General features: G+C 71.6%; 23 protein-coding genes. 21 read left to right on the top strand and 2 right to left on the bottom strand.

Annotated elements, in window-relative coordinates; all coding sequences use genetic code 11:
• Positions 1-33: 33 nt before the first annotated feature.
• A complete protein-coding gene (locus tag AC07FJ_RS23320; protein WP_479051271.1) occupies positions 34-2181 on the bottom strand; it encodes an ATP-binding protein in 2148 nt (715 codons plus the stop codon).
• A gap of 174 nt (positions 2182-2355) precedes the next feature.
• On the opposite strand from AC07FJ_RS23320, the gene AC07FJ_RS23315 reads away from it, so the two are divergent.
• The 15 genes from AC07FJ_RS23315 to nusB all read left to right on the top strand — a co-directional run bounded on the left by AC07FJ_RS23315 (position 2356) and on the right by nusB (position 15827).
• Positions 2356-2793: a DUF948 domain-containing protein gene (locus AC07FJ_RS23315; RefSeq protein ID WP_479051270.1), complete on the top strand. Its 438-nt coding sequence runs from the start codon at positions 2356-2358 to the stop codon at positions 2791-2793.
• A gap of 7 nt (positions 2794-2800) precedes the next feature.
• On the top strand, positions 2801-3166 hold the full coding sequence (locus AC07FJ_RS23310; RefSeq protein ID WP_479051269.1) for a DUF6167 family protein: 366 nt from the start codon (positions 2801-2803) through the stop codon (positions 3164-3166).
• Positions 3166-5832 (top strand): alanine--tRNA ligase, encoded by a 2667-nt coding sequence (alaS, locus tag AC07FJ_RS23305; protein WP_479051268.1) that lies wholly within the window; start codon positions 3166-3168, stop codon positions 5830-5832. Before AC07FJ_RS23310 ends, alaS begins: the two co-directional genes overlap by 1 nt.
• Complete coding sequence (ruvX, locus tag AC07FJ_RS23300) at positions 5832-6296, top strand: Holliday junction resolvase RuvX (RefSeq protein WP_361428821.1); 465 nt, start codon at positions 5832-5834, stop codon at positions 6294-6296. Before alaS ends, ruvX begins: the two co-directional genes overlap by 1 nt.
• Before the next feature lie 99 nt (positions 6297-6395).
• Entirely contained in the window at positions 6396-8114 is a 1719-nt protein-coding gene (gene mltG / locus AC07FJ_RS23295) for an endolytic transglycosylase MltG (protein ID WP_479051267.1), read from the top strand.
• Entirely contained in the window at positions 8092-8934 is an 843-nt protein-coding gene (locus AC07FJ_RS23290; protein WP_479051266.1) for a shikimate dehydrogenase, read from the top strand. Before mltG ends, AC07FJ_RS23290 begins: the two co-directional genes overlap by 23 nt.
• Before the next feature lie 8 nt (positions 8935-8942).
• A complete protein-coding gene (locus tag AC07FJ_RS23285) occupies positions 8943-9104 on the top strand; it encodes a hypothetical protein (protein ID WP_479051265.1) in 162 nt (53 codons plus the stop codon).
• Positions 9105-9242: 138 nt separating this feature from the next.
• Complete coding sequence (aroC, locus tag AC07FJ_RS23280) at positions 9243-10427, top strand: chorismate synthase (protein WP_479051264.1); 1185 nt, start codon at positions 9243-9245, stop codon at positions 10425-10427.
• Positions 10424-10939 carry a shikimate kinase gene (locus AC07FJ_RS23275; protein WP_479051263.1) on the top strand — a complete coding sequence of 172 codons (516 nt, stop codon included), beginning with the start codon at positions 10424-10426 and terminating at the stop codon, positions 10937-10939. Before aroC ends, AC07FJ_RS23275 begins: the two co-directional genes overlap by 4 nt.
• A complete protein-coding gene (aroB, locus tag AC07FJ_RS23270) occupies positions 10936-12030 on the top strand; it encodes a 3-dehydroquinate synthase (RefSeq protein ID WP_361428810.1) in 1095 nt (364 codons plus the stop codon). Before AC07FJ_RS23275 ends, aroB begins: the two co-directional genes overlap by 4 nt.
• Complete coding sequence (gene aroQ, locus AC07FJ_RS23265; RefSeq protein WP_361428808.1) at positions 12027-12470, top strand: type II 3-dehydroquinate dehydratase; 444 nt, start codon at positions 12027-12029, stop codon at positions 12468-12470. The genes aroB and aroQ overlap by 4 nt, the downstream gene beginning before the upstream one ends.
• A gap of 117 nt (positions 12471-12587) precedes the next feature.
• The gene (locus AC07FJ_RS23260) at positions 12588-13511 is read left to right on the top strand and encodes a Pro-rich N-terminal domain-containing protein (RefSeq protein WP_479051262.1); all 924 of its coding nucleotides are present in this window, start codon (positions 12588-12590) and stop codon (positions 13509-13511) included.
• Between the two features lie 130 nt (positions 13512-13641).
• Positions 13642-14748, top strand: a complete 1107-nt coding sequence (locus tag AC07FJ_RS23255; RefSeq protein ID WP_479051261.1) for an aminopeptidase P family protein — start codon at positions 13642-13644, stop codon at positions 14746-14748.
• A gap of 78 nt (positions 14749-14826) precedes the next feature.
• On the top strand, positions 14827-15393 hold the full coding sequence (gene efp, locus AC07FJ_RS23250; protein ID WP_361428801.1) for an elongation factor P: 567 nt from the start codon (positions 14827-14829) through the stop codon (positions 15391-15393).
• 2 nt (positions 15394-15395) lie between these two features.
• Entirely contained in the window at positions 15396-15827 is a 432-nt protein-coding gene (nusB, locus tag AC07FJ_RS23245; protein ID WP_361428799.1) for a transcription antitermination factor NusB, read from the top strand.
• Between the two features lie 229 nt (positions 15828-16056).
• On the opposite strand, the gene bldD is transcribed toward nusB, so the two are convergent.
• Positions 16057-16557 carry a transcriptional regulator BldD gene (gene bldD, locus AC07FJ_RS23240; protein ID WP_064068023.1) on the bottom strand — a complete coding sequence of 167 codons (501 nt, stop codon included), beginning with the start codon at positions 16555-16557 and terminating at the stop codon, positions 16057-16059.
• 198 nt (positions 16558-16755) lie between these two features.
• On the opposite strand from bldD, the gene pyrR reads away from it, so the two are divergent.
• The 6 genes from pyrR to carB all read left to right on the top strand — a co-directional run.
• Entirely contained in the window at positions 16756-17337 is a 582-nt protein-coding gene (gene pyrR / locus AC07FJ_RS23235; protein WP_361428797.1) for a bifunctional pyr operon transcriptional regulator/uracil phosphoribosyltransferase PyrR, read from the top strand.
• A gap of 126 nt (positions 17338-17463) precedes the next feature.
• Positions 17464-18444, top strand: coding sequence for an aspartate carbamoyltransferase catalytic subunit (locus tag AC07FJ_RS23230; protein ID WP_361428795.1), 981 nt, complete (start codon positions 17464-17466; stop codon positions 18442-18444).
• Positions 18445-18449: 5 nt separating this feature from the next.
• Positions 18450-19736 carry a dihydroorotase gene (locus tag AC07FJ_RS23225; RefSeq protein ID WP_479051260.1) on the top strand — a complete coding sequence of 429 codons (1287 nt, stop codon included), beginning with the start codon at positions 18450-18452 and terminating at the stop codon, positions 19734-19736.
• On the top strand, positions 19733-20347 hold the full coding sequence (locus tag AC07FJ_RS23220) for a PH-like domain-containing protein (protein WP_479051259.1): 615 nt from the start codon (positions 19733-19735) through the stop codon (positions 20345-20347). Before AC07FJ_RS23225 ends, AC07FJ_RS23220 begins: the two co-directional genes overlap by 4 nt.
• Complete coding sequence (gene carA, locus AC07FJ_RS23215; protein WP_479051258.1) at positions 20344-21486, top strand: glutamine-hydrolyzing carbamoyl-phosphate synthase small subunit; 1143 nt, start codon at positions 20344-20346, stop codon at positions 21484-21486. Before AC07FJ_RS23220 ends, carA begins: the two co-directional genes overlap by 4 nt.
• The coding region (gene carB, locus AC07FJ_RS23210) for a carbamoyl-phosphate synthase large subunit (RefSeq protein WP_479051257.1) at positions 21479-23379 on the top strand (1901 nt) is incomplete at its 3' end. The genes carA and carB, both read left to right, overlap by 8 nt.

Here is a 23379-nt window from a genome sequence, read left to right as displayed (position 1 = left end):
CTCAGGCCGGCGCGTTCCGCGGCCCCGCCGCCCTCAGGCCGGTGGCGTCGAACGCGCCCGCGCCTCCGGTCCGCCCGCCAGCGCCCGCGCCACCGCCGCCTCCAGGGGCAGGGCCCGCCCCTCCGCCTCGTACCCGCGGTACCGCTCCGCGCCCAGCAGCTCGGTCGCCCGCTGTTCGCACAGGGCGCGGGGCGCGCCGAAGTAGCCGGAGCCGAACAGGGGCAGACCGACCGCCTCCCACATCGGCGCGGCCGCGCCCTGGAGCACCGCGGCCTCCGCCGGGTCGCCCTCGCTCGCCGTCACCAGGGCGAGCAGCTCCACCGCCAGCACCAGGCCGACCAGGTCGTGGAACGCGTGGTCGATGGCGATGCACTCGCCGAGCAGGCCCCGCGCCTCGCCGTGCTCGCCGCGCGTCCAGGCCGCGTAGGCCAGGACGTACAGCGCGTACGCCCGGGTCCACCGCTCGCCGCGTTCCTCGCAGACCTCACGGACCTCCCGGCACAGCGCCACCGCACCGTCCAGGTCGCCCAGGAACACCTTCGCCATGGCCAGTTCCACCTGGCCCATCAGCACCTGGCTGTTGAGCTCGCCCAGCGCCCGGTAGGCGTCCTGCGCCCGCCCCAGCAGCTCCTCGGCGTGCGGCATGTCGTCCGAGACCAGCGCCAGACAGCCCATCCGGTGGGTGGCGTACGCGGCCGCCAGCGCGCTGCCCGAACGCGCCGCGTCCTCCTCGCAGGTGTACAGCGCCGCCATCGCCGCCGTGTTGTCGCCCTGGAGGATCGCGACGTACCCCAGCACCCACAGCGCCTTCAGCCGCGCCTCGCCGTGGCGGGACTCCAGCGCCACGGCCCGGTCCAGCCAGTGCCGGCCCTCCGCGAGCCGCCCGCAGCCCACCCAGTAGAACCACAGCGTCCCGGCGAGGTGCTGCGCCAGGTGTGCTTCGCCCGGCTCCTCCAGGCACAGCTCCAGCGCGGCGCGCAGATCGGGCAGGGCGCTGTCGGTGCAGGCCGCGACCTCGGCCTGGCGCGGGCCGAACCAGTCCAGCTCGCACCAGGCGGCCAGGCCCAGGTACCAGTCGCGGTGCCGCCGCCGCAGCCGCTCCTCGTCGCCGAGCGCGGCCAGCCACTCGGCGCCGTACGCCCGGACCGTGTCGAGCATCCGGTACCGCACGCCCGCCGCCGTGTCCTCGCGCACCACCACGGACTGGGCGAGCAGTTCCCCGAGCACGTCCAGCACCCGCTCGGCGGGCAGCTGCGGGCCGGCGCACACGTACTCGACGGCGTCCAGGTCGAACGGCCCGGCGAAGACCGACAGCCGCGCCCACAGCAGCCGCTCCTCGGGCGTGCACAGCTCATGGCTCCAGCCGATGGCGGTCCGCAGCGTGCGATGGCGCGCGAGCTCGCCCCTGGCCCCGCACGTCAGCAACCGGAACCGGTCGTCCAACCGGTGCAGCAGCCCCTCCAGGCCGAGCGCCGGCAGCCGCCCCGCCGCCAGCTCCAGCGCCAGCGGGATCCCGTCCAGGCGGCGGCACAGCTCCCGTACGGCGCCGGGGTCGGCGGCCCGGAAGCCGGGCACGGCCGCCGCGGCCCGGTCGAGGAACAGCCGCACCGCGTCGGCGTCGGACATCGGCGCCAGCGGCAGCACCGCCTCGCCGTCGATCCGCAGCGGCCTGCGCCCGGCGGCCAGCACGGTCAACCCCGGCGCCCGGCACAGCAGTTCCCGTACGAGCGCGGCGCACCCCTCCACGAGGTGCTCGAAGCCGTCCAGGACGAGCAGCAGCCGCCGCTCGGCGAGGTGCTCCACCAGCACCTCGCGCGGCGGCCGGCGGGTGTGGTCGGTCAGGCCGAGCGCCTCCATCAACGCGTGTTCCAGCAGCCCCGCGTCCCGCAGGGTGGCGAGCCCGGCCAGCCGGACCTCGTCGCAGGAGCGTTTCGCCACGCCACCGCCGACTCCGCCGCCACGCCCGTCGCCGAGCGCGTCGCCGCGCCCGTCGGCAACGCCGTCGGCGGGTTCCCCGGCCACGGCCGCCGCGACGCGCAGGGCCAGCCGGGACTTTCCCACCCCGCCGACGCCCACCACCGTCACGAGCCGGAACTCCGCCAGGAGCCGTCGCAGCTCGTCGAGTTCGCCCTCACGCCCGACGAACCGGTTCAGCTCTGCCGGAAGGTTGCTGCGTCGCATGAAACACGGAGGGTACCGAGCCAGGTGCACTCCGTACAATCGGACGTAATGGCTCCGGAGGGGCCTGTTCCCCTCTGCCGCCCAGACCACGGGTAATGCGGTTCGGGGAGCGCGGGCGGGCGCGATAGGCTCGGATAACGACTTTCGAAGCATCCATTGAGAGAGCGGTGCGCAGTGACCGGTGGAGAGGTTGCCGGGATTCTGGTGGCCGTCTTCTGGGCGATCCTGGTCTCCTTCCTGGCCGTGGTGCTGGTGAGGCTGGCCCAGACGCTGAAGGCGACCACCCGGCTCGTGGCAGAGGTGACGGAGCAGGCGGTCCCGCTACTGGCCGACGCCTCCGCGACCGTGCGCGCCGCGCAGACCCAGCTCGACCGGGTCGACGCCATCGCGACGGACGTCCAGGAGGTCACCTCCAACGCGTCCGCACTCTCCACGACGGTCGCCTCGACGTTCGGCGGACCGCTGGTCAAGGTCGCGGCGTTCGGCTACGGCGTACGCCGGGCCATGAGCCGGAACAAGAACGACAAGCCGGCCGAGCAGCCCCGGCGCACGGTCGTCGTCGGCCGTACGGTGCCGTCGGCCCGGAGCAGCAGGAAGAAGCGAAAGGGCTGACGCAGGGATGTTCCGCCGTGCTTTCTGGTTCACCGCGGGCGCAGCAGCCGGCGTGTGGGCCACCACCAAGGTCAACCGCAAGCTCAAGCAGCTGACCCCCGAGAGCCTCGCCGCGCAGGCCGCCGACAAGGCGATCGAGACCGGCCACCGGCTCAAGGACTTCGCGCTCGACGTCCGCGCGGGCATGCTCCAGCGCGAGGCCGAGCTGGGCGAGGCGCTGGGCCTCCAGGCGCCGGTCGACGACCACGCCCTCCCGGCCCCGCGCCGGGCGGCGGCGCTGGACCCCGGCGCGCGGCGCCCGGACCCGGACCGGCGCGACCCGCACCACCCGTATCCCCACCACCACTCGTACAACCGGAATGAGGACCACTGATGGAGTCGGCTGAAATCCGCCGTCGCTGGCTGAGCTTCTTCGAGGAGCGCGGGCACACCGTCGTCCCTTCGGCGTCGCTCATCGCGGACGACCCGACTCTGCTCCTCGTCCCCGCGGGCATGGTCCCGTTCAAGCCGTACTTCCTGGGTGAGGTCAAGCCGCCGTTCTCGCGCGCCGCCAGCGTCCAGAAGTGCGTGCGGACGCCGGACATCGAGGAGGTCGGCAAGACCACCCGGCACGGCACGTTCTTCCAGATGTGCGGCAACTTCTCCTTCGGCGACTACTTCAAGGAAGGCGCCATCAAGCTCGCCTGGGAGCTGCTGACCAGCTCCGTCGAGCACGGCGGTTACGGCCTGGAGCCCGAGAAGCTCTGGATCACCGTCTACCAGGACGACGACGAGGCCGAGCAGATCTGGCGCGACGTCATCGGGGTTCCCGCCGAGCGCATCCAGCGTCTGGGCAAGAAGGACAACTTCTGGGACATGGGCGTCCCGGGCCCCTGCGGCCCCTGCTCCGAGATCAACTACGACCGCGGCCCCGAGTTCGGCGTCGAGGGCGGCCCGGCCGTCAACGACGAGCGGTACGTCGAGATCTGGAACCTCGTCTTCATGCAGTACGAGCGCGGCGAGGGCCGGGGCAAGGACTACCCCATCCTCGGCGACCTCCCGTCGAAGAACATCGACACGGGCCTCGGCATGGAGCGCCTGGCGATGATCCTCCAGGGCGTACAGAACATGTACGAGACCGACACCCTGAAGGTCGTCATCGACAAGGCCACCGAGCTGACCGGTGTGCGCTACGGCCAGGCCCAGGAGAGCGACGTCTCCCTCCGTGTGGTCGCCGACCACATGCGCACCTCCGTGATGCTCATCGGCGACGGCGTCACCCCCGGCAACGAGGGCCGCGGCTATGTGCTGCGCCGCATCATGCGCCGCGCCGTCCGCAACATGCGGCTGCTCGGCGCCTCGGGCCCGGTCGTCGGCGAGCTCGTGGACACCGTCATCCGCACGATGGGCGAGCAGTACCCGGAGCTGGAGACCGACCGCAAGCGCATCGAGACCGTCGCGCTCGCCGAGGAGGCCGCGTTCCTCAAGGCCCTGAGGGGCGGCACCAACATCCTCGACACGGCCGTGACCGAGACCAAGGCCGCCGGTGGCACGGTCCTCTCCGGCGACAAGGCGTTCCTGCTCCACGACACCTGGGGCTTCCCGATCGACCTCACCCTGGAGATGGCCGCCGAGCAGGGCCTCTCCGTGGACGAGGAGGGCTTCCGCCGCCTGATGAAGGAGCAGCGGGAGCGCGCCAAGGCCGACGCCCAGGCCAAGAAGACCGGCCACGCCGACGTCTCCGCCTACCGTGCGATCGCCGACACCGCCGGCGCCACCGAGTTCGTGGGCTACACCAACACCGAGGGCGAGACGACCGTCGTCGGCCTGCTCGTCAACGGTGTGTCCTCGCCCGCCGCCACCGAGGGCGACGAGGTCGAGGTCGTCCTCGACCGCACCCCGTTCTACGCCGAGGGCGGCGGCCAGATCGCCGACACCGGCCGCATCAGGCTGCACAGCGGTGCCGTCATCGAGGTGCGCGACGTCCAGCAGCCGGTCCCGGGCGTCTCCGTCCACAAGGGATCGGTGCAGGTCGGCGAGGTGACCGTGGGTTCCACGGCGTACGCCACGATCGACGTCAAGCGCCGCCGGGCCATCGCCCGCGCCCACAGCGCCACCCACCTCACCCACCAGGCGCTGCGCGACGCCCTCGGCCCGACGGCCGCCCAGGCCGGTTCGGAGAACCAGCCCGGCCGGTTCCGGTTCGACTTCGGTTCGCCGTCCGCCGTGCCGCAGGCCGTCATGACCGACGTCGAGCAGAAGATCAACGAGGTCCTCGCCCGCGAGCTCGACGTGCACGCCGAGGTCATGCCGATCGACGAGGCCAAGCGCCAGGGCGCCATCGCCGAGTTCGGCGAGAAGTACGGCGAGAAGGTCCGCGTCGTCACCATCGGCGACTTCTCCAAGGAGCTGTGCGGCGGTACGCACGTCCACAACACCGCCCAGCTGGGTCTGGTGAAGCTGCTGGGCGAGTCGTCGATCGGCTCGGGCGTGCGCCGCATCGAGGCCCTCGTCGGCGTCGACGCGTACCACTTCCTCGCCAAGGAGCACACGGTCGTCGCCCAGCTCCAGGAGCTGGTCAAGGGCCGCCCCGAGGAGCTGCCGGACAAGATCTCCGCCATGCTCGGCAAGCTGAAGGACGCCGAGAAGGAGATCGAGAAGTTCCGCGCGGAGAAGGTCCTCCAGGCCGCCGCCGGGCTCGCCCAGGGCGCCAAGGACGTCCGCGGCGTGGCCGTGGTGACCGGCCAGGTGCCGGACGGCACGTCCGCCGACGACCTGCGCAAGCTGGTCCTCGACGTGCGCGGCCGCATCCCGGGTGACCGCCCGGCCGTGGTCGCCCTGTTCACCACCGCCAACGGCCGCCCGCTGACGGTCATCGCCACCAACGAGGCCGCCCGCGAGCGCGGTCTGAAGGCCGGCGAGCTGGTCCGTACGGCCGCCAAGACCCTCGGCGGCGGCGGTGGCGGCAAGCCGGACGTCGCCCAGGGCGGTGGCCAGAACGTCGAGGCGATCGGCGAGGCCGTCGAGGCCGTCGAGCGGCTCGTCGCGGAAACGGCCTGATGCGACGCGGCCGTCGCCTCGCGATAGACGTCGGGGACGCCCGGATCGGGGTCGCCTCGTGCGACCCCGACGGGGTCCTCGCGACGCCGGTGGAGACCGTGCCGGGACGGGACGTCCCGGCCGCGCACCGGCGGCTGCGGCAGATCGCCGAGGAGTACGAACCGATCGAGATCGTCGTCGGGCTCCCTCGCTCCCTCAGCGGGGGCGAGGGCCCGGCGGCGGCCAAGGTCCGGGCCTTCGCCCAGGTGCTCGCCCGCTCGGTCGCGCCCGTGCCGGTGCGGCTGGTGGACGAGAGGATGACCACGGTGACGGCCACTCAGGGACTCCGCGCATCGGGCGTGAAGTCCAAAAAGGGCCGGTCCGTGATCGACCAGGCAGCCGCTGTGATCATCCTCCAGAACGCTCTTGAGTCCGAACGGGTATCCGGTAATCCGCCCGGTGAGAGCGTCGAAGTGGTCATCTGATCGCGATACGGTAACGTTCCGCGCGATACGGCGCGTTCGAACAAGCGCTGTACTACGTAGAGGCGGATGTCCGGAAGCCTCGCGGCCGTTTGGGGATCGATGACTGGATATGGACGGGGCCCCGGCTCCGAACCGTGGCACCCCGAGGACCCGCTGTACGGGGACCAGGGGTGGAGAGGTCATCCGACCGACGGCGCGCCACACCCCCAGCCGCACCAGCAGCCGCAGGCGCATCCGGAGCCGCACGCGCAGCCGTACGGCACCCAGCAGTACCAGTACCAGGAGCACGCCGCGTACGGTGCCCAGCAGTACGACGGCCGCCAGTACGACGGTCAGCCGTACACCGGGCAGCCGTACGGCGGCCAGCATTTCAACGGCCAGCAGTACGACGGGGGTTGGGAGACGGGCCAGCAGGCGGCGATGCCGTACGGCGCCCCGCCTGCCCCGGCCGCCCCGTACGGCGGTGGCGACCCGGACCCCTACCGCACCCCCGAGGCCTACCCGCCGCCGCAGCCCCCGGGCCAGCGGCGGCCGGCCGACCCGGAGCCCTCGTACGAGGAGGAGCGGCAGCCCGAGCCCGAGGAGGAGAACCACCCGTTCTTCTCGAACGGCGACGGCGACGACGCCGACCGCGATGACCCCGAGGCCGACGACCCCGCGTCCACCCGGAGCGAGCGCCGCGGCCGGTCGAGGAACGCCAAGGGTGCCAAGGACTCCCCGAAGGCGAAGAAGCGCAAGAGCCGCAACGGCGTGGCCTGCCTCGTCGTCGCCCTCGTGCTGGTGGGCGGCGCGGGCGGTGTCGCGTACTTCGGCTACCAGTTCTGGCAGAGCCAGTTCGGCGCGGCCCCCGACTTCGAGGGCACGGGCACCAGCGAGACCGTCCAGGTGACCATCCCGCAGGGCGCCGGCGGGTACGAGATCGGCAGCATCCTCGTCAAGAACGGCGTCGTGAAGAGCCAGGGCGCTTTCGTCTCCGCGCAGAGCAAGCACCCCAAGGGCAAGAACATCCAGGCGGGCGTCTACACCCTCAAGAAGGGCATGTCGGCGACGAGCGCCGTCGAACTGATGCTGAATCCGCTGAGCCAGAGCACCCTCATCATCCCCGAGGGCAGACGCAACGCCTGGGTCTACGAGCAGATCGACAAAAAGCTCCAGCTGAAGGCCGGAACCACCGAAGCGGTGGCGGCCGCGGAGGCGAAGAACCTCGGCCTCCCGGCCTGGGCGACCGGCCACCGCAACGTCAAGGACCCGCTGGAAGGGTTCCTCTTCCCGGCCAGCTATCCGGTCGCCAAGGGCGCCAAGCCGGAGGACGTCCTCAAGAAGATGGTCGCTCGCGCCAAGGCCGAGTACATCAAGGCCGACCTGGAGGGCAAGGCCAAGACCCTTGGTCTGAAGAGTCCTTGGGAACTGCTCACGGTCGCCAGCCTGGTCCAGGTCGAGGGCAAGACGGACGACGACTTCCGCAGGATGAGCGAGGTCGTGTACAACCGCCTCAAGCCCACCAACACCGAGACCAACCAGCTGCTGCAGTTCGACTCCGCCTTCAACTACCTCCAGGGCGAGAGCAACATCGACATCAGCGAATCCGAGATCAACAGCAACCAGGACCCGTACAACACGTACACCCAGAAGGGCCTCACCCCCGGGCCGATCAGCAATCCCGGCATCGAGGCGCTGGAAGCCGCCATGGACCCGACGAAGGAAGGCTGGATGTACTTCGTCGCCACGGACGGCATGAACAAGACGGAATTCGCCAAGACGCACGACGAATTCCTGAAACTGAAGGATAAATTCAATGACAGCAAGGGCAGGGACTGACCCGCGCAGGGCCGCCGTCCTCGGATCGCCCATCGCCCACTCCCTCTCCCCGGTCCTCCACCGGGCCGCCTACGCGGAGCTCGGCCTCACCCACTGGACGTACGACCGGTACGACGTGGACGAGACCGCGCTCCCCGGGTTCTTCGAGAGGATGGACGAGACCTGGGCGGGGCTGTCGCTGACCATGCCGCTCAAGCGGGCCGTCATACCGCTCCTCGACGAGATCACCGAGACCGCGGCGTCGGTGGAGGCCGTCAACACCGTGGTCCTCACCGACGACGGCCGCCGCGTCGGCGGCAACACCGACATCCCGGGCATGGTCGCCGCCCTGCGGGAGCGCGGTGTGGAGCGGGTCGACTCCGCCGCGATCCTCGGCGCGGGCGCCACCGCCTCCTCCGCGCTCGCCGCGCTGTCCCGCATCTGCGCCGGGCCCGTCACCGCGTACGTACGCAGCGAGGCCCGCGCCGCCGAGATGCGCGTCTGGGGCGAGCGGCTCGGCGTCCAGGTCCGTACCGCCCCCTGGAGCGACGCCGCCGACGCCTTCCGGGCGCCGCTCGTCATCGCCACCACGCCCGCCGGGACGACCGACGCGCTCGCCGCCGCGGTGCCCGACCGGCCGGGCACCCTCTTCGACGTGCTGTACGACCCGTGGCCGACGGCCCTGGCGGCCGCCTGGTCGGCGCGCGGCGGCGCCGTCGTGGGCGGTCTGGACCTGCTCGTCCACCAGGCCGTGCTCCAGGTCGAGCAGATGACCGGCCTGACCCCGGCCCCCCTTGCGGCCATGAGGGCCGCGGGGGAGCGGGCCCTCGGCGCGAGCTGATGGACCACATGGACCACGCGCAGCCGTGGGCCGCGTCGAACGGCGCCGCGATCACCCGGGGCATCCTCGCCCTGCTGCCGGACTGGGTCACCTGGACCTTCTTCGGGCTCGTCGTGGCCTGCGTGCTGGCGGCCCTGGTGGTGAAGGTCCGGCGCAGGTTCCGGACCTGATCTTGCCCAAAGCGGCGTCCGCCTGCTGGACCGGTCGACCGGTCCAGGCCCGGGACATGGGAGGATCGGGGTAAGGCGGGCCAGGGCCGCGCACCCGGTCGCGCCGTCGCAGTCGAGGCGCGAGCATGAGGAGCACCGTTGAGCAGGTTGCGCTGGCTGACCGCGGGGGAGTCGCACGGCCCCGCACTGGTGGCGACGCTGGAGGGTCTTCCCGCCGGTGTCCCGATCACCACGGAGATGGTGGCGGACCACCTGGCCCGGCGGCGCCTCGGCTATGGGCGCGGCGCGCGGATGAAGTTCGAGCAGGACGAGGTGACCTTCCTCGGCGGTGTGCGGCACGGTCTGACCATGGGTTCCCCGGTGGCGGTCATGGTGGGCAACACCGAGTGGCCGAAGTGGGAGAAGGTCATGGCGGCCGACCCGGTCGACCCGGCCGAGCTCGCCGAGCTGGCGCGTAACGCGCCGCTGACCCGCCCCCGCCCCGGCCACGCGGACCTGGCCGGCATGCAGAAGTACGGCTTCGACGAGGCCCGCCCGGTGCTGGAGCGCGCCTCCGCCCGGGAGACCGCCGCCCGCGTCGCCCTCGGTGCCGTGGCCCGCTCCTACCTCAAGGAGACGGCCGGCATCGAGATCGTCAGCCACGTGGTCGAGCTGGCCGCCGCGAAGGCGCCGTACGGGGTGTACCCGACCCCGGCCGACGTCGAGAAGCTGGACGCGGACCCGGTGCGCTGCCTGGACGCGGACGCGTCGAAGGCGATGGTCGCGGAGATCGACCAGGCCCACAAGGACGGCGACACCCTCGGCGGCGTCGTCGAGGTCCTCGCGTACGGCGTGCCGGTCGGCCTCGGCTCGCACGTCCACTGGGACCGCCGCCTCGACGCCCGTCTCGCCGCCGCGCTCATGGGTATCCAGGCCATCAAGGGTGTCGAGGTCGGCGACGGCTTCGACCTCGCCCGCGTGCCCGGCTCGAAGGCCCACGACGAGATCGTCTCGACGCCGGAGGGCATCAAGCGCACCTCGGGCCGCTCCGGCGGTACGGAGGGCGGCCTGACCACGGGTGAGCTGCTGCGGGTGCGGGCGGCGATGAAGCCGATCGCCACCGTGCCGCGCGCGCTGGCCACGGTCGACGTGGCCACCGGTGAGGCGGCGCAGGCCCACCACCAGCGCTCCGACGTCTGCGCCGTCCCGGCGGCCGGGATCGTCGCGGAGGCGATGGTGGCGCTGGTCCTCGCGGACGCGGTCGCGGAGAAGTTCGGCGGCGACAGCGTGACCGAGACCCGCCGCAACGTGCGGTCGTACCTCGACAACCTCCAGATCCGGTGAGCACCGGCCCCCTGATCGTCCTGGTCGGGCCGATGGGCTCCGGCAAGTCCACCGTGGGCGCGCTGCTCGCCGAGCGGCTCGACACGTCCTACCGGGACACCGACGCCGACATCGTCGCCGCCGAGGGCCGAGAGATCTCCGACATCTTCATCGAGGACGGCGAGGAGCACTTCCGCGCGCTGGAGCGCGAGGCCGTACGGGCCGCCGTCGCCGAGCACACGGGCGTCCTCGCCCTCGGCGGCGGCGCCATCCTCGACGCCGGAACCCGCGGGCTCCTCTCCGGGCTCCCGGTCGTCTACCTCTCGATGGACGTCGAGGAAGCGGTCCGCCGCGTCGGCCTCAACACCGCACGCCCGCTGCTCGCCGTCAACCCGCGCCGCCAGTGGCGCGAGCTGATGGAGGCCCGGCGGCACCTGTACACCGAGGTCGCCCGGGTCGTCGTGGCCACGGACGACAAGACCCCCGACGAGGTCGCCCAGGCGGTCCTCGACGCACTGGAGCTTCAGAAGTGACTGACCACGCAGTGACCCGCATCCAGGTCGCCGGCACCGCCGGCACCGACCCGTACGAGGTACTGGTGGGCCGGCAGCTGCTCGGCGAACTCCCCGGCCTCATCGGCCCCAGGGCCAAGCGCGTCGCCGTCATCCACCCCGAGGCGCTCGCCGAGACCGGCGAGGCCCTGCGCGCCGACCTCGCCGAGCAGGGGTACGAGGCGGTCGCCATCCAGGTGCCGAACGCCGAGGAGGCCAAGACCGCCGAGGTCGCCGCCTACTGCTGGAAGGCGCTCGGCCAGACCGGCTTCACCCGCACCGACGTCATCGTCGGCGTGGGCGGCGGCGCCACCACCGACCTCGCCGGGTTCGTCGCGGCGACCTGGCTGCGCGGCGTCCGCTGGATCGCCGTCCCCACCACCGTCCTCGCGATGGTCGACGCTGCCGTCGGCGGCAAGACCGGCATCAACACCGCCGAGGGCAAGAACCTCGTCGGCGCCTTCCACCCGCCCGCGGGTGTGCTGTGCGACCTCGCCGCACTCGACTCGCTCCCGGTCCACGACTACGTCAGCGGCCTGGCCGAGATCATCAAGGCCGGCTTCATCGCCGACCCCGTCATCCTCGACCTGATCGAGGCCGACCCGGCCGCCGCCCGCACGCCCGAGGGCCCGCACACCGCGGAGCTCATCGAGCGCTCCATCCGCGTCAAGGCCGACGTCGTCTCGTCCGACCTCAAGGAGTCGGGCCTGCGCGAGATCCTCAACTACGGCCACACCCTCGCGCACGCCATCGAGAAGAACGAGCGCTACAAGTGGCGCCACGGCGCCGCCGTCTCCGTCGGCATGGTCTTCGCCGCCGAGCTCGGCCGCCTCGCCGGCCGCCTGGACGACGCCACCGCCGACCGGCACCGCACGGTCCTGGAAGCGGTCGGCCTGCCCCTCACCTACCGGGGCGACCAGTGGCCCAAGCTGCTGGAGACCATGAAGGTCGACAAGAAGTCCCGCGGCGACCTGCTGCGCTTCATCGTGCTCGACGGCCTCGCCAAGCCGACGGTCCTCGAAGGCCCGGATCCGGCCATCCTGGTCGCCGCGTACGGGGAGGTCTCCGCATGACCGCCCGCCGGGTGCTCGTCCTCAACGGCCCCAACCTCGGCCGGCTCGGCTCGCGCGAACCGGACGTCTACGGCTCCACCTCCTACGCCGGACTCGTCTCCGCCTGCCAGACCCTGGGCAAGGAGCTGGGCTTCGACGTGGACGTACGCGAGACGAACGACGAGGGCGAGATGATCCGCTGGCTCCACGAGGCGGCCGACGGCTCCCTCCCGGTCGTCCTCAACCCCGGCGCCTTCACGCACTACTCGTACGGCATGCGGGACGCGGCCGCGCAGCGCACCGCCCCGCTCATCGAGGTGCACATCTCCAACCCGTACACCCGCGAGGAGTTCCGCCACACCTCCGTGGTGGCCGCCGTGGCCAGCGGCACCGTCGCCGGCTTCGGGATCGGGTCCTACCGCCTCGCCCTGCGCGCGCTCGCCGAGGAACTGACGGCCTGACGGCCACGCGCTCCCCGGCCGTTCCCATAGTGGCGGCCGGGGAGGGTACGGTTCGGTAACGGGAGGCCCCAACGGCCGCCCCACCAGCGCCGATCGGACGAGATGGAGTGGCACCGGATGCAGCACGCAGTGGGGGCTCCGCTGCCGCCGCCCCACCAGCCGGGGCACGCAGCCGCCGCATGGATGAGCCAGCACCAGCACCCCCAGGCCCCCATCCCACCGGGGCCACCGCCCATCCCGCACACCCCGCCCGCCCCGGGCTGGACCGCGCCCGCACCGCAGGCCGGGCCACCGCAGGCCGGACCGCATCCTGCCGGACCGCCCCATGCCGGACCGCCCCCTGCCGTGCCGTCGCACGCCGGGCCCTCGCCCGCCGCGCCGCCGCAGGCCGCGCCTCCGCGTGACGCCACCGGTCACATCCAGCTGCCGCCCGGTGGCCCGGTGGCCGTCCCCACCCCGCCGCACACCGGCCACGGCACCGGCAACGCCACGCTCGCCGTCCTCCTCATCGGCCCGGCCGGTGCGGGCAAGACGACGGTGGCCCGCCACTGGGCCAGGAACCGCCAGGTCCCCACGGCGCACATCAGCCTCGACGACGTACGCGAATGGGTCTGCGCGGGCTTCGCCGACCCCCAGGACGGCTGGAACGACCAGTCCGAGGCCCAGTACCGCCTCGCCCGCCGCACCTGCGGCTTCGCCGCGCGCAACTTCCTCGCCAACGGCATCTCCTGCATCCTCGACGACGCCGTCTTCCCCGACCGCCCCGTCGTCGGCCTCGGCGGCTGGAAGCGCCACGTCGGCCCCGGCCTGCTGCCCGTCGTCCTCCTGCCGGGCCTGGAGATCGTCCTGGAGCGCAACGCCGAGCGCACCGGCAACCGGCGCCTCTCGGACGAGGAGGTCGCGGGCATCCACGGCCGCATGGCCGGGTGGTACGGCTCCGGCCTGCCGATCATCGACAACTCCACGTACGACGTCGAGACCACGGCCCGCGTCCTGGACGACATCCTGGCCCGCTCGATAGCCAGCCCCCCGGCGTACTGAACCCCGCAGCCGCCCGTGTATGCCCGTGTACGCCCGCGGCCACCCGCGTACGCCCGTCCCGCCCGGTCGCCGCACCCCGTCCGGACCTGCTCGAACTGCCGCCTCGGCCCCGCGCTCGTAGGCTCGTGACATGTCACAGGTGTATGCGGCCCGCCGCGGGCGGCTGCGCGACCGGTGCGCGGCGGCCGGCACAGCGGCGGCTCTGGTCTCCCGTCCCGCGAACGTCCGCTACCTCGCGGGCGGCTCGCCCCCCGGCGCCGTCCTGCTGGTCGGCGCCGACGACGACGTGCTGGTGTGCCCTCGGCCGCCCACCGGCGACCCGGCCGAGGGGCGCATCGACGAGGAACTGCGCCAGATCGTGCTCCAGGCCTCCGGCGGCGACCCGGCCGTCGCCGCCTGCGACTTCGCGGGCAAGGCGGGCGCGGAGACGCTCGCCGTCGAGGAGCACCACCTCAGCGTCACCCGCTACCGCGCCATGGGCTCCGTCGCGCCCCGTCTGCGCCTCGTCGATCTCGGCCGCGCCATCGAGCAGGAACGTATCGTCAAGGACGAGGACGAGATCACCTGCCTCCGGATCGCCGCCGAGATCACCGACCAGGCCCTCGGCGAGCTCCTGGAGTCGATCCTCGTCGGGCGCACCGAGCGCCATCTCGCCCTCGAACTGGAGCGCCGCCTCGTCGACCACGGCGCCGACGGTCCCGCCTTCCCGACCTCCGTCGCCACCGGCCCCCACGCGGGCCGCGGCGGCCACCGCCCCTCGGACCGGCGCGTCGAGGAGGGCGATTTCCTCTCCGTCTGCCTCGGCGCGAACTACCGCGGCTACCGCTGCGAGATCGGCCGCACCTTCGTCATCGGCACCTCGCCCGCGGACTGGCAGATCGAGCTGTACGACCTCGTCTTCGCCGCTCAGCGGGCCGCCCGGGAGACCCTCGCCCCCGGTACCGCGTACCGCGACGTGGACCGGGCCGCCCGCCAGATCCTGGACGCGGCGGGGTACGGCGACGCCGTCGCGCCCTTCCTCGGACACGGAGTCGGGCTCGAAATCGAGGAGGACCCGCAGCTGGCACCCGCCGCCATGGGTAAACTGGACGCTTGTGTGCCGGTCACCGTCGAACCGGGGGTCCACCTCCCGGGCCGGGGCGGGGTCCGGATCGATGACACGCTCGTCGTGCGCCAGGAGGCGGACGGCGGACCCGAGCTACTCACCATCACGACCAAGGAGCTGCTCGCGCTGTAAGGGATCGCACCCTGAAGCGGCGCGCACCGCACCACGCCTCGGTCGTCCACCAGCGTCAGTCCAGGAGATTCCGCAACCGTGGCCACCACGAACGACCTCAAGAACGGCATGGTGCTCAAGCTCGACAACGACCAGCTGTGGTCCGTCGTCGAGTTCCAGCACGTCAAGCCCGGCAAGGGCCCGGCCTTCGTGCGCACCAAGCTCAAGAACGTGCTCTCCGGCAAGATCGTCGACAAGACCTTCAACGCCGGTGTGAAGGTCGAGACGGCCACCGTCGACCGCCGCGACATGCAGTTCTCGTACATGGACGGCGAGCACTTCGTCTTCATGGACATGCAGACCTACGACCAGCTGCACGTCGACCGCAAGGCCGTCGGCGACGCCGCCAACTTCCTGATCGAGGGCTTCACGGCCACCGTCGCCACCCACGAGGGCGAGGTGCTGTACGTCGAGCTCCCCGCCGCCGTCGAGCTCACCATCAAGGAGACGGAGCCGGGAGTCCAGGGCGACCGCTCCACCGGTGGCACCAAGCCCGCCATCCTGGAGACCGGCCACCAGATCCAGGTCCCGCTCTTCATCACCACCGGTGAGAAGATCAAGGTCGACACCCGCACCAGCGACTACCTCGGCCGGGTGAACAGCTAACCGTGGCTGCCCGCAACAAGGCCCGCAAGCGGGCCTTCCAGATCCTCTTCGAGGCCGACCAGCGCGGCGTGTCCGTGCAGGAGGTCCTCGCGGACTGGATCCGGCACGCCCGGTCGGACGACCGGCAGCCGCCGGTCAGCGAGTTCACGATGGAGCTGGTCGAGGGGTACGCGCCGTACGCCGCCCGGATCGACGAGCTGATCTCCACCTACGCCGAGGGCTGGACGCTCGACCGCATGCCGGTCGTCGACCGGAACATCCTGCGCCTCGGTACGTACGAACTGGTGTGGGTGGACGGCACCCCGGACGCCGTGGTGATCGACGAGGCGGTGCAGCTCGCCAAGGAGTTCTCCACCGATGACTCCCCGTCGTTCGTCAACGGCCTCCTGGGCCGCTTCAAGGACCTGAAGCCCAGCCTCCGCCGGGCCGCCTGATCCCTGGCCCCAGCCCGTACGAAGGGCCCGCAGCGCCGCCGAGCGCCGCGGGCCCTTCGGCGTACCCGCCCCCCGGCGTGCGGGCGGCACGTGCGCATACGAAAGCCGCCGGGTGCGGCAGGAACCCCGCAAGGTCCCGCCGCCCCCGGCGGCAACGTTTCTGCTGTGTACGGACGCGTACGGATGCGTACGGACGTATCGGACGTGTACGTACGAGAAGAGGGCCGGCTCAGGCCTCTTCGTGGGCGACGGCCCGCCGCGCGTCCGCGTCCAGCACGCCCCAGCTGATGAGCTGCTCGGTGAGGACCGAGGGCGACTGGTCGTAGATCACCGCGAGCGTGCGCAGGTCGTCCTGGCGGATGGAGAGCACCTTGCCGTTGTAGTCACCACGCTGCGACTGGATCGTCGCGGCGTAGCGCTGCAGCGGGCCCGCCTTCTCGGCGGGGACGTGCGCCAGGCGCTCCAGGTCCAGGACCAGCTTCGGCGGCGGCTCGGCGGCCCCGCCCGGCGTGGTGCCCGGCAGCAGCTCCTGCACCGGGACGCCATAGAAGTCGGCCAGCTCGGCGAGGCGCTGTACGGTCACGGCGCGGTCGCCGCGCTCGTACGAACCGACCACGACGGCCTTCCAGCGGCCCTGGGACTTCTCCTCCACCCCGTGGAGGGAGAGGCCCTGCTGGGTGCGGATGGCACGGAGCTTGGCCCCGAGCTGTTTTGCGTATTCGCTGGACATATAGCTCCCGGGACGAAGAGTGGTAACTCACTGTGAGGTTACGCAGCGTTACTTGGCTGCGTCAAGCCGAATGGTCCATACCGACCGTCTTCACGGGGTGGGGTCGGGGGCACTCCCCGGGGGCTGGTACCGTGGATGGCGCAATTCCGACGTCCTTTAAGGTCCGTCCCGTGAGGCGGAGAAGGAGGTCCGTTTCGTATGGACGCCATTCAGCAGTCCGATGCCGCGCGCCCCGTCCTCGAGGGCCCCGACATCGCCCGGGTTCTGACCCGTATCGCCCACGAGATCGTCGAACGTGCCAAGGGCGCCGACGACGTGGTCCTCCTCGGCATTCCCACGCGCGGCGTGTTCCTCGCCCGCCGTCTCGCCGACAAACTCGACCAGATCACCGGACGCACGGTGCCGGTCGGCTCCCTCGACATCACCATGTACCGCGACGACCTGCGCATGCGCCCGGCGCGTGCGCTCGCCCGCACCGAGATCCCCGGTGACGGCATCGACGGCCGCCTGGTCGTCCTCGTCGACGACGTGCTCTTCTCCGGTCGCACCATCCGCGCCGCCCTCGACGCGCTCGGCGACCTCGGCCGCCCCCGCGCCGTCCAGCTCGCCGTCCTCGTCGACCGCGGACACCGCGAGCTCCCCATCCGCGCCGACTACGTCGGCAAGAACCTCCCGACGTCGCTGCGGGAGACGGTCAAGGTCCAGCTCGCCGAGGAGGACGGCCGCGACGCCGTGCTGCTCGGCGTCCGCGAGACCGCCCCGGCCGCCGACGAGCAGTAGCACGCGCGTCCCGTACGCCCCCTTCGTACGGCGCGCGCCCTCCCTGCGCCCCCGCACGTCTCCAGGGCCCCGCAGCAGGGCTCGCCTCGGCCCACGAAACTCCACGAACCCGGAGAAACACCCCCGATGATGCGCCACCTCATCTCGGCCGCCGACCTCACCCGCGACGACGCCGTCCACATCCTCGACACCGCCGAGGAGATGGCCCGGGTCGCCGACCGGCCGATCAAGAAGCTGCCCACCCTGCGCGGCCGGACCGTGGTCAACCTCTTCTTCGAGGACTCCACCCGCACCCGCATCTCCTTCGAGGCCGCCGAGAAGCGCCTCTCCGCCGACGTCATCAACTTCAGCGCCAAGGGCTCCTCGGTCTCCAAGGGCGAGTCCCTCAAGGACACCGCGCAGACCCTGGAGGCCATGGGCGTCGACGCCGTCGTCATCCGGCACGGCGCCTCCGGTGCCCCGTACCGCCTGGCCACCTCCGGCTGGATCGACGCGGCCGTCATCAACGCCGGCGACGGCACCCACCAGCACCCCACGCAGGCGCTGCTCGACGCCTTCACCATGCGCCGCCGCCTGGTCGGCCGGGACGCGGGCCTGGGCAAGGACCTGGCCGGCAAGCGCATCACGATCGTCGGCGACGTCCTGCACAGCCGGGTCGCCCGCTCCAACGTCGACCTGCTGCACACGCTCGGCGCCGAGGTCACCCTCGTCGCCCCGCCCACGCTCGTGCCCGTGGGCGTCGAGACCTGGCCGTGCGAGGTGTCGTACGACCTCGACAGCACCCTGCCGAAGTCCGACGCCGTGATGATGCTGCGCGTCCAGCGCGAGCGCATGAACGCCGCGTTCTTCCCCACCGAGCGCGAGTACTCCCGCCGCTACGGCCTGGACGGCGACCGCATGGCGAAGATGCCGGAGCACGCCATCGTCATGCACCCCGGGCCCATGGTCCGCGGCATGGAGATCACCGCCGAGGTCGCCGACTCCGACCGCTGCACGGTCGTCGAGCAGGTCGCCAACGGCGTCTCCATCCGCATGGCCGTCCTCTACCTGCTGCTCGGCGGCAACGAGTCCGCCGTCGCCCAGTCCACCCGTACCGAGGAGAAGTAAGACCCATGAGCAAGATCCTGATCCGTGGTGCGAAGGTGCTGGGCGGCGAGGCCCAGGACGTCCTGATCAACGGCGAGACCATCGCGGAGGTCGGCAGCGGGCTGAGCGCCGAGGGCGCGACCGTCGTCGAGGCCGAGGGGCGGATCCTGCTGCCCGGCCTGGTGGACCTCCACACGCACCTGCGCGAGCCGGGCCGCGAGGACTCCGAGACCGTCCTCACCGGCACCCGCGCCGCCGCCTCCGGCGGCTACACGTCCGTGTTCGCCATGGCCAACACCTTCCCGGTCGCCGACACCGCCGGTGTCGTCGAGCAGGTCTACCGGCTCGGCCAGGAGCACGGCTACTGCGACGTGCAGCCCATCGGCGCCGTCACCGTCGGCCTGGAGGGCAAGAAGCTCGCCGAGCTGGGCGCCATGCACGAGTCCGCCGCCGGCGTCACCGTCTTCTCCGACGACGGCAAGTGCGTGGACGACGCCGTGATCATGCGCCGCGCCCTGGAGTACGTGAAGGCCTTCGGCGGCGTCGTCGCCCAGCACGCCCAGGAGCCGCGCCTCACCGAGGGCGCCCAGATGAACGAGGGCGTCGTCTCCGCGGAGCTCGGTCTCGGCGGCTGGCCGGCCGTCGCCGAGGAGTCGATCATCGCCCGCGACGTGCTCCTCGCCGAGCACGTCGGCTCGCGCGTGCACATCTGCCACCTGTCGACCGCCGGGTCCGTCGAGATCGTCCGCTGGGCCAAGTCCCGCGGCATCGACGTCACCGCCGAGGTCACCCCGCACCACCTCCTCCTGACGGACGAGCTGGTCCGCTCGTACAACCCCGTCTACAAGGTCAACCCGCCGCTGCGCACGGAGCGCGACGTGATGGCGCTGCGCGAGGCGCTCGCCGACGGCACGATCGACATCGTCGCCACCGACCACGCTCCGCACCCGCACGAGGACAAGGACTGCGAGTGGGCCGCGGCCGCCATGGGCATGGTCGGCCTGGAGACCGCGCTCTCCGTCGTCCAGCACACGATGGTCGAGACCGGGCTGCTCGACTGGGCCGGCGTCGCCGACCGCATGTCCTTCACGCCCGCGCGGATCGGCCGCGCCACCGGCCACGGCCGCCCCGTCTCGGCTGGTGAGCCCGCCAACCTCACGCTGGTCGATCCGGCATACCGTGGAGCCGTGGACCCCGCGGGCTTCGCCTCCCGCAGCCGCAACACGCCCTACGAGGGCCGCGAGCTGCCGGGCCGTGTCACCCACACCTTCCTGCGGGGCCGGGCGACGCTCATGGACGGGAAGCTGGCGTGACACTCTTCGAACTGGCCGCGGAGCAGAAATCCGCAGAAGTGACCGACTGGGCCGCCCGGCTCGGCTGGGTCGCCGGACTGCTCCTCTTCGTGGCCTTCGTCTACTGGCTGATGCGCCAGGGCTGGAAGTGGCGCGGCGCCCTCCAGTCGGACCTCCCGGACCTGCCGGGAATGCCGGATACCCCCGGCACCGCGACACTGACCCACCCGTCTCCCACCACCACCCTCAACGGAGGCGGCAAGCCGCCCCTGCTCACACTCAGCGGCCGCTACCACGGCTCCACCACCGCGGGGCAGTGGCTCGACCGCATCGTCGCCCACGGCCTGGGCACCCGGAGCCGCGTCGAGCTGACGCTCACCGACGCGGGCCTGGAGGTCGTACGCCCCGGGGCGCGCGACTTCTTCGTCCCGGCGGAGCAGCTGCGCGAGGCCCGGCTCGACAAGGGCATCGCGGGCAAGGTCCTCGCCGAGGGCGGCCTGCTGATCGTCACCTGGGCGCACGGCGAGAAGCTGATCGACTCCGGCTTCCGCTCGGACCGCGCGGCCGAGCACATCACCTGGGTCGACACCCTGAACTCCATGATCACCACGACGGAAGGCACCGCACGATGACCACCTCCACCAGGGGAGCTGCCAAGACTCCCGCCGTACTCGTCCTGGAGGACGGCCGCGCCTTCCGCGGCCGTGCCTACGGGGCCGTGGGGGAGACTTTCGGCGAGGCCGTCTTCTCCACCGGCATGACCGGTTACCAGGAGACCTTGACCGACCCGTCGTACCACCGCCAGGTCGTCGTCATGACCGCGCCGCACGTCGGCAACACCGGTGTCAACGACGAGGACCCCGAGTCCAAGAAGATCTGGGTCTCCGGCTACGTGGTGCGCGACCCCGCCCGCATCCCGTCGAGCTGGCGTGCCACGCGCACGCTGGACGAGGAGCTGGCCGCCCAGGGTGTGGTCGGCATCAGCGGCATCGACACCCGCGCGCTGACCCGCCATCTGCGTGAGCGCGGCGCGATGCGCGTCGGGATCTTCTCCGGTGACGCCATCGGCGGGGATGCGGAGATGCTGGCCAAGGTCCAGGCGCAGCCGCAGATGAAGGGCGCGAACCTGTCGGCGGAGGTCGCCACCAGTGAGCCGTATGTCGTCCCGGCGATCGGCGAGAAGAAGTTCACCGTGGCCGCGATCGACCTGGGCATCAAGGGCATGACCCCGCACCGGATGGCGGAGCGTGGCATCGAGGTGCATGTGCTGCCCGCGACCGCCACCGCCGAGGACGTGTACGCGGTCGAGCCTGATGGGGTGTTCTTCTCCAACGGTCCTGGCGACCCGGCCACCGCCGACCACCCGGTGGCGTTGATGCAGGCCGTCCTGGAGCGGAAGACGCCCCTGTTCGGCATCTGCTTCGGCAACCAGATCCTGGGCCGCGCGCTCGGTTTCGGCACGTACAAGCTGAAGTACGGCCACCGGGGGATCAACCAGCCGGTGCAGGACCGTACGACGGGCAAGGTCGAGGTCACCGCGCACAACCACGGCTTCGCCGTCGACGCGCCGCTCGACAAGCCGTCCGACACCCCCTTCGGCCGTGCCGAGGTGTCCCACGTGTGTCTGAACGACAACGTGGTGGAGGGCCTGCAGCTGCTCGACCAGCCGGCCTTCAGCGTCCAGTACCACCCCGAGGCGGCCGCCGGCCCGCACGACGCCGCGTACCTCTTCGACCGCTTCGTATCCCTGATGGAGGCCGAGCGTGCCTAAGCGCACCGATATCCAGTCCGTCCTGGTCATCGGCTCCGGCCCGATCGTCATCGGCCAGGCCGCCGAGTTCGACTACTCCGGCACCCAGGCGTGCCGCGTCCTGAAGTCCGAGGGCCTGCGGGTCATCCTGGTCAACTCCAACCCCGCGACGATCATGACCGACCCGGAGATCGCCGACGCCACCTACGTCGAGCCGATCACCCCCGAGTTCGTCGAAAAGATCATCGCCAAGGAACGCCCCGACGCGCTCCTGCCCACCCTCGGCGGCCAGACCGCGCTCAACACCGCCATCTCCATGCACGAGCAGGGTGTGCTGGAGAAGTACGGCGTCGAGCTCATCGGCGCCAACGTGGAGGCCATCCACAAGGGCGAGGACCGCGACCTGTTCAAGGGGGTGGTGGAAGAGGTCCGTAGGAAGATCGGCCACGGTGAGTCCGCCCGCTCGGTGATCTGCCACTCCATGGACGACGTCCTCAAGGGCGTCGAGGTCCTCGGCGGCTACCCCGTCGTCGTCCGTCCCTCCTTCACCATGGGCGGCGCCGGCTCCGGCTTCGCGCACAACGAGGAGGAGCTGCGCCGCATCGCCGGCCAGGGCCTGACCCTCTCGCCGACCACCGAGGTGCTCCTGGAGGAGTCGATCCTCGGCTGGAAGGAGTACGAGCTGGAGCTGATGCGCGACAAGCACGACAACGTCGTGGTCGTCTGCTCCATCGAGAACTTCGACCCGATGGGCGTGCACACCGGTGACTCGATCACCGTCGCCCCGGCGATGACGCTGACCGACCGCGAGTACCAGATCCTGCGGGATGTCGGTATCGCGATCATCCGCGAGGTCGGTGTGGACACCGGCGGCTGCAACATCCAGTTCGCGGTCAACCCCGCCGACGGCCGGGTCATCGTCATCGAGATGAACCCGCGCGTCTCGCGCTCCTCCGCGCTCGCCTCCAAGGCAACCGGCTTCCCGATCGCGAAGATCGCGGCCCGTCTCGCCGTCGGCTACACGCTGGACGAGATCCCGAACGACATCACGGAGAAGACCCCGGCGTCCTTCGAGCCCACGCTCGACTACGTGGTGGTCAAGGCTCCGCGCTTCGCCTTCGAGAAGTTCCCCTCCGCTGACTCGACGCTGACCACGACGATGAAGTCGGTCGGTGAGGCGATGGCCATCGGCCGTAACTTCACCGAGGCGCTGCAGAAGGCGCTGCGCTCGCTGGAGAAGAAGGGCAGCCAGTTCACCTTCACCGGCCCGGTCGGTGACAAGGCCGAACTGCTGCGTGAGGCGGTCCGCCCGACGGACGGCCGGATCAACACCGTCATGCAGGCGATCCGCGCGGGTGCGACCCCGGAGGAGGTCTTCGACGCGACGAAGATCGACCCGTGGTTCGTCGACCAGCTCTTCCTGATCAAGGAGATCGCCGACGAGCTGGCCGCCGCCGACCGCCTGGACGCCGACCTCCTCGCCGAGGCCAAGCGCCACGGCTTCTCCGACGTCCAGATCGCCGAGATCCGCGGCCTGCGGGAGGACGTCGTCCGCGAGGTCCGCCAGGCCCTCGGCGTCCGCCCGGTCTACAAGACGGTCGACACCTGCGCCGCCGAGTTCGCGGCGAAGACGCCGTACTTCTACTCCTCGTACGACGAGGAGAGCGAGGTCGCGCCGCGTGAGAAGCCCGCGGTGATCATCCTGGGGTCGGGTCCGAACCGTATCGGTCAGGGCATCGAGTTCGACTACTCCTGTGTCCACGCCTCCTTCGCGCTGAGCGAGGCGGGCTACGAGACGGTGATGGTCAACTGCAACCCCGAGACGGTCTCGACGGACTACGACACCTCCGACCGTCTGTACTTCGAGCCGCTGACGCTTGAGGACGTGCTGGAGATCGTCCACGCCGAGCAGCA

The organism is Streptomyces sp. NPDC045998, from assembly GCF_056430285.1.
The sequence above is the reverse complement of the archived record's forward strand: the minus strand, read 5'-3'. Positions and strand labels throughout refer to the sequence as shown.

What these genes read in the sequence shown, in the direction of transcription:
- pyrR (WP_361428797.1), top strand. Translation starts at nt 16,756, where the DNA reads ATGGACGCCATTCAGCAGTCCGATGCCGCGCGCCCCGTCCTCGAGGGC.
- mltG (WP_479051267.1), top strand. Translation starts at nt 6,396, where the DNA reads ATGACTGGATATGGACGGGGCCCCGGCTCCGAACCGTGGCACCCCGAG.
- AC07FJ_RS23255 (WP_479051261.1), top strand. Translation starts at nt 13,642, where the DNA reads ATGTCACAGGTGTATGCGGCCCGCCGCGGGCGGCTGCGCGACCGGTGC.
- AC07FJ_RS23230 (WP_361428795.1), top strand. Translation starts at nt 17,464, where the DNA reads ATGATGCGCCACCTCATCTCGGCCGCCGACCTCACCCGCGACGACGCC.
- AC07FJ_RS23285 (WP_479051265.1), top strand. Translation starts at nt 8,943, where the DNA reads ATGGACCACGCGCAGCCGTGGGCCGCGTCGAACGGCGCCGCGATCACC.
- ruvX (WP_361428821.1), top strand. Translation starts at nt 5,832, where the DNA reads ATGCGACGCGGCCGTCGCCTCGCGATAGACGTCGGGGACGCCCGGATC.
- aroQ (WP_361428808.1), top strand. Translation starts at nt 12,027, where the DNA reads ATGACCGCCCGCCGGGTGCTCGTCCTCAACGGCCCCAACCTCGGCCGG.
- carA (WP_479051258.1), top strand. Translation starts at nt 20,344, where the DNA reads ATGACCACCTCCACCAGGGGAGCTGCCAAGACTCCCGCCGTACTCGTC.
- AC07FJ_RS23310 (WP_479051269.1), top strand. Translation starts at nt 2,801, where the DNA reads ATGTTCCGCCGTGCTTTCTGGTTCACCGCGGGCGCAGCAGCCGGCGTG.
- AC07FJ_RS23260 (WP_479051262.1), top strand. Translation starts at nt 12,588, where the DNA reads ATGCAGCACGCAGTGGGGGCTCCGCTGCCGCCGCCCCACCAGCCGGGG.
- AC07FJ_RS23290 (WP_479051266.1), top strand. Translation starts at nt 8,092, where the DNA reads ATGACAGCAAGGGCAGGGACTGACCCGCGCAGGGCCGCCGTCCTCGGA.
- AC07FJ_RS23320 (WP_479051271.1), bottom strand. Translation starts at nt 2,181, where the DNA reads ATGCGACGCAGCAACCTTCCGGCAGAGCTGAACCGGTTCGTCGGGCGT.
- AC07FJ_RS23225 (WP_479051260.1), top strand. Translation starts at nt 18,450, where the DNA reads ATGAGCAAGATCCTGATCCGTGGTGCGAAGGTGCTGGGCGGCGAGGCC.
- bldD (WP_064068023.1), bottom strand. Translation starts at nt 16,557, where the DNA reads ATGTCCAGCGAATACGCAAAACAGCTCGGGGCCAAGCTCCGTGCCATC.
- alaS (WP_479051268.1), top strand. Translation starts at nt 3,166, where the DNA reads ATGGAGTCGGCTGAAATCCGCCGTCGCTGGCTGAGCTTCTTCGAGGAG.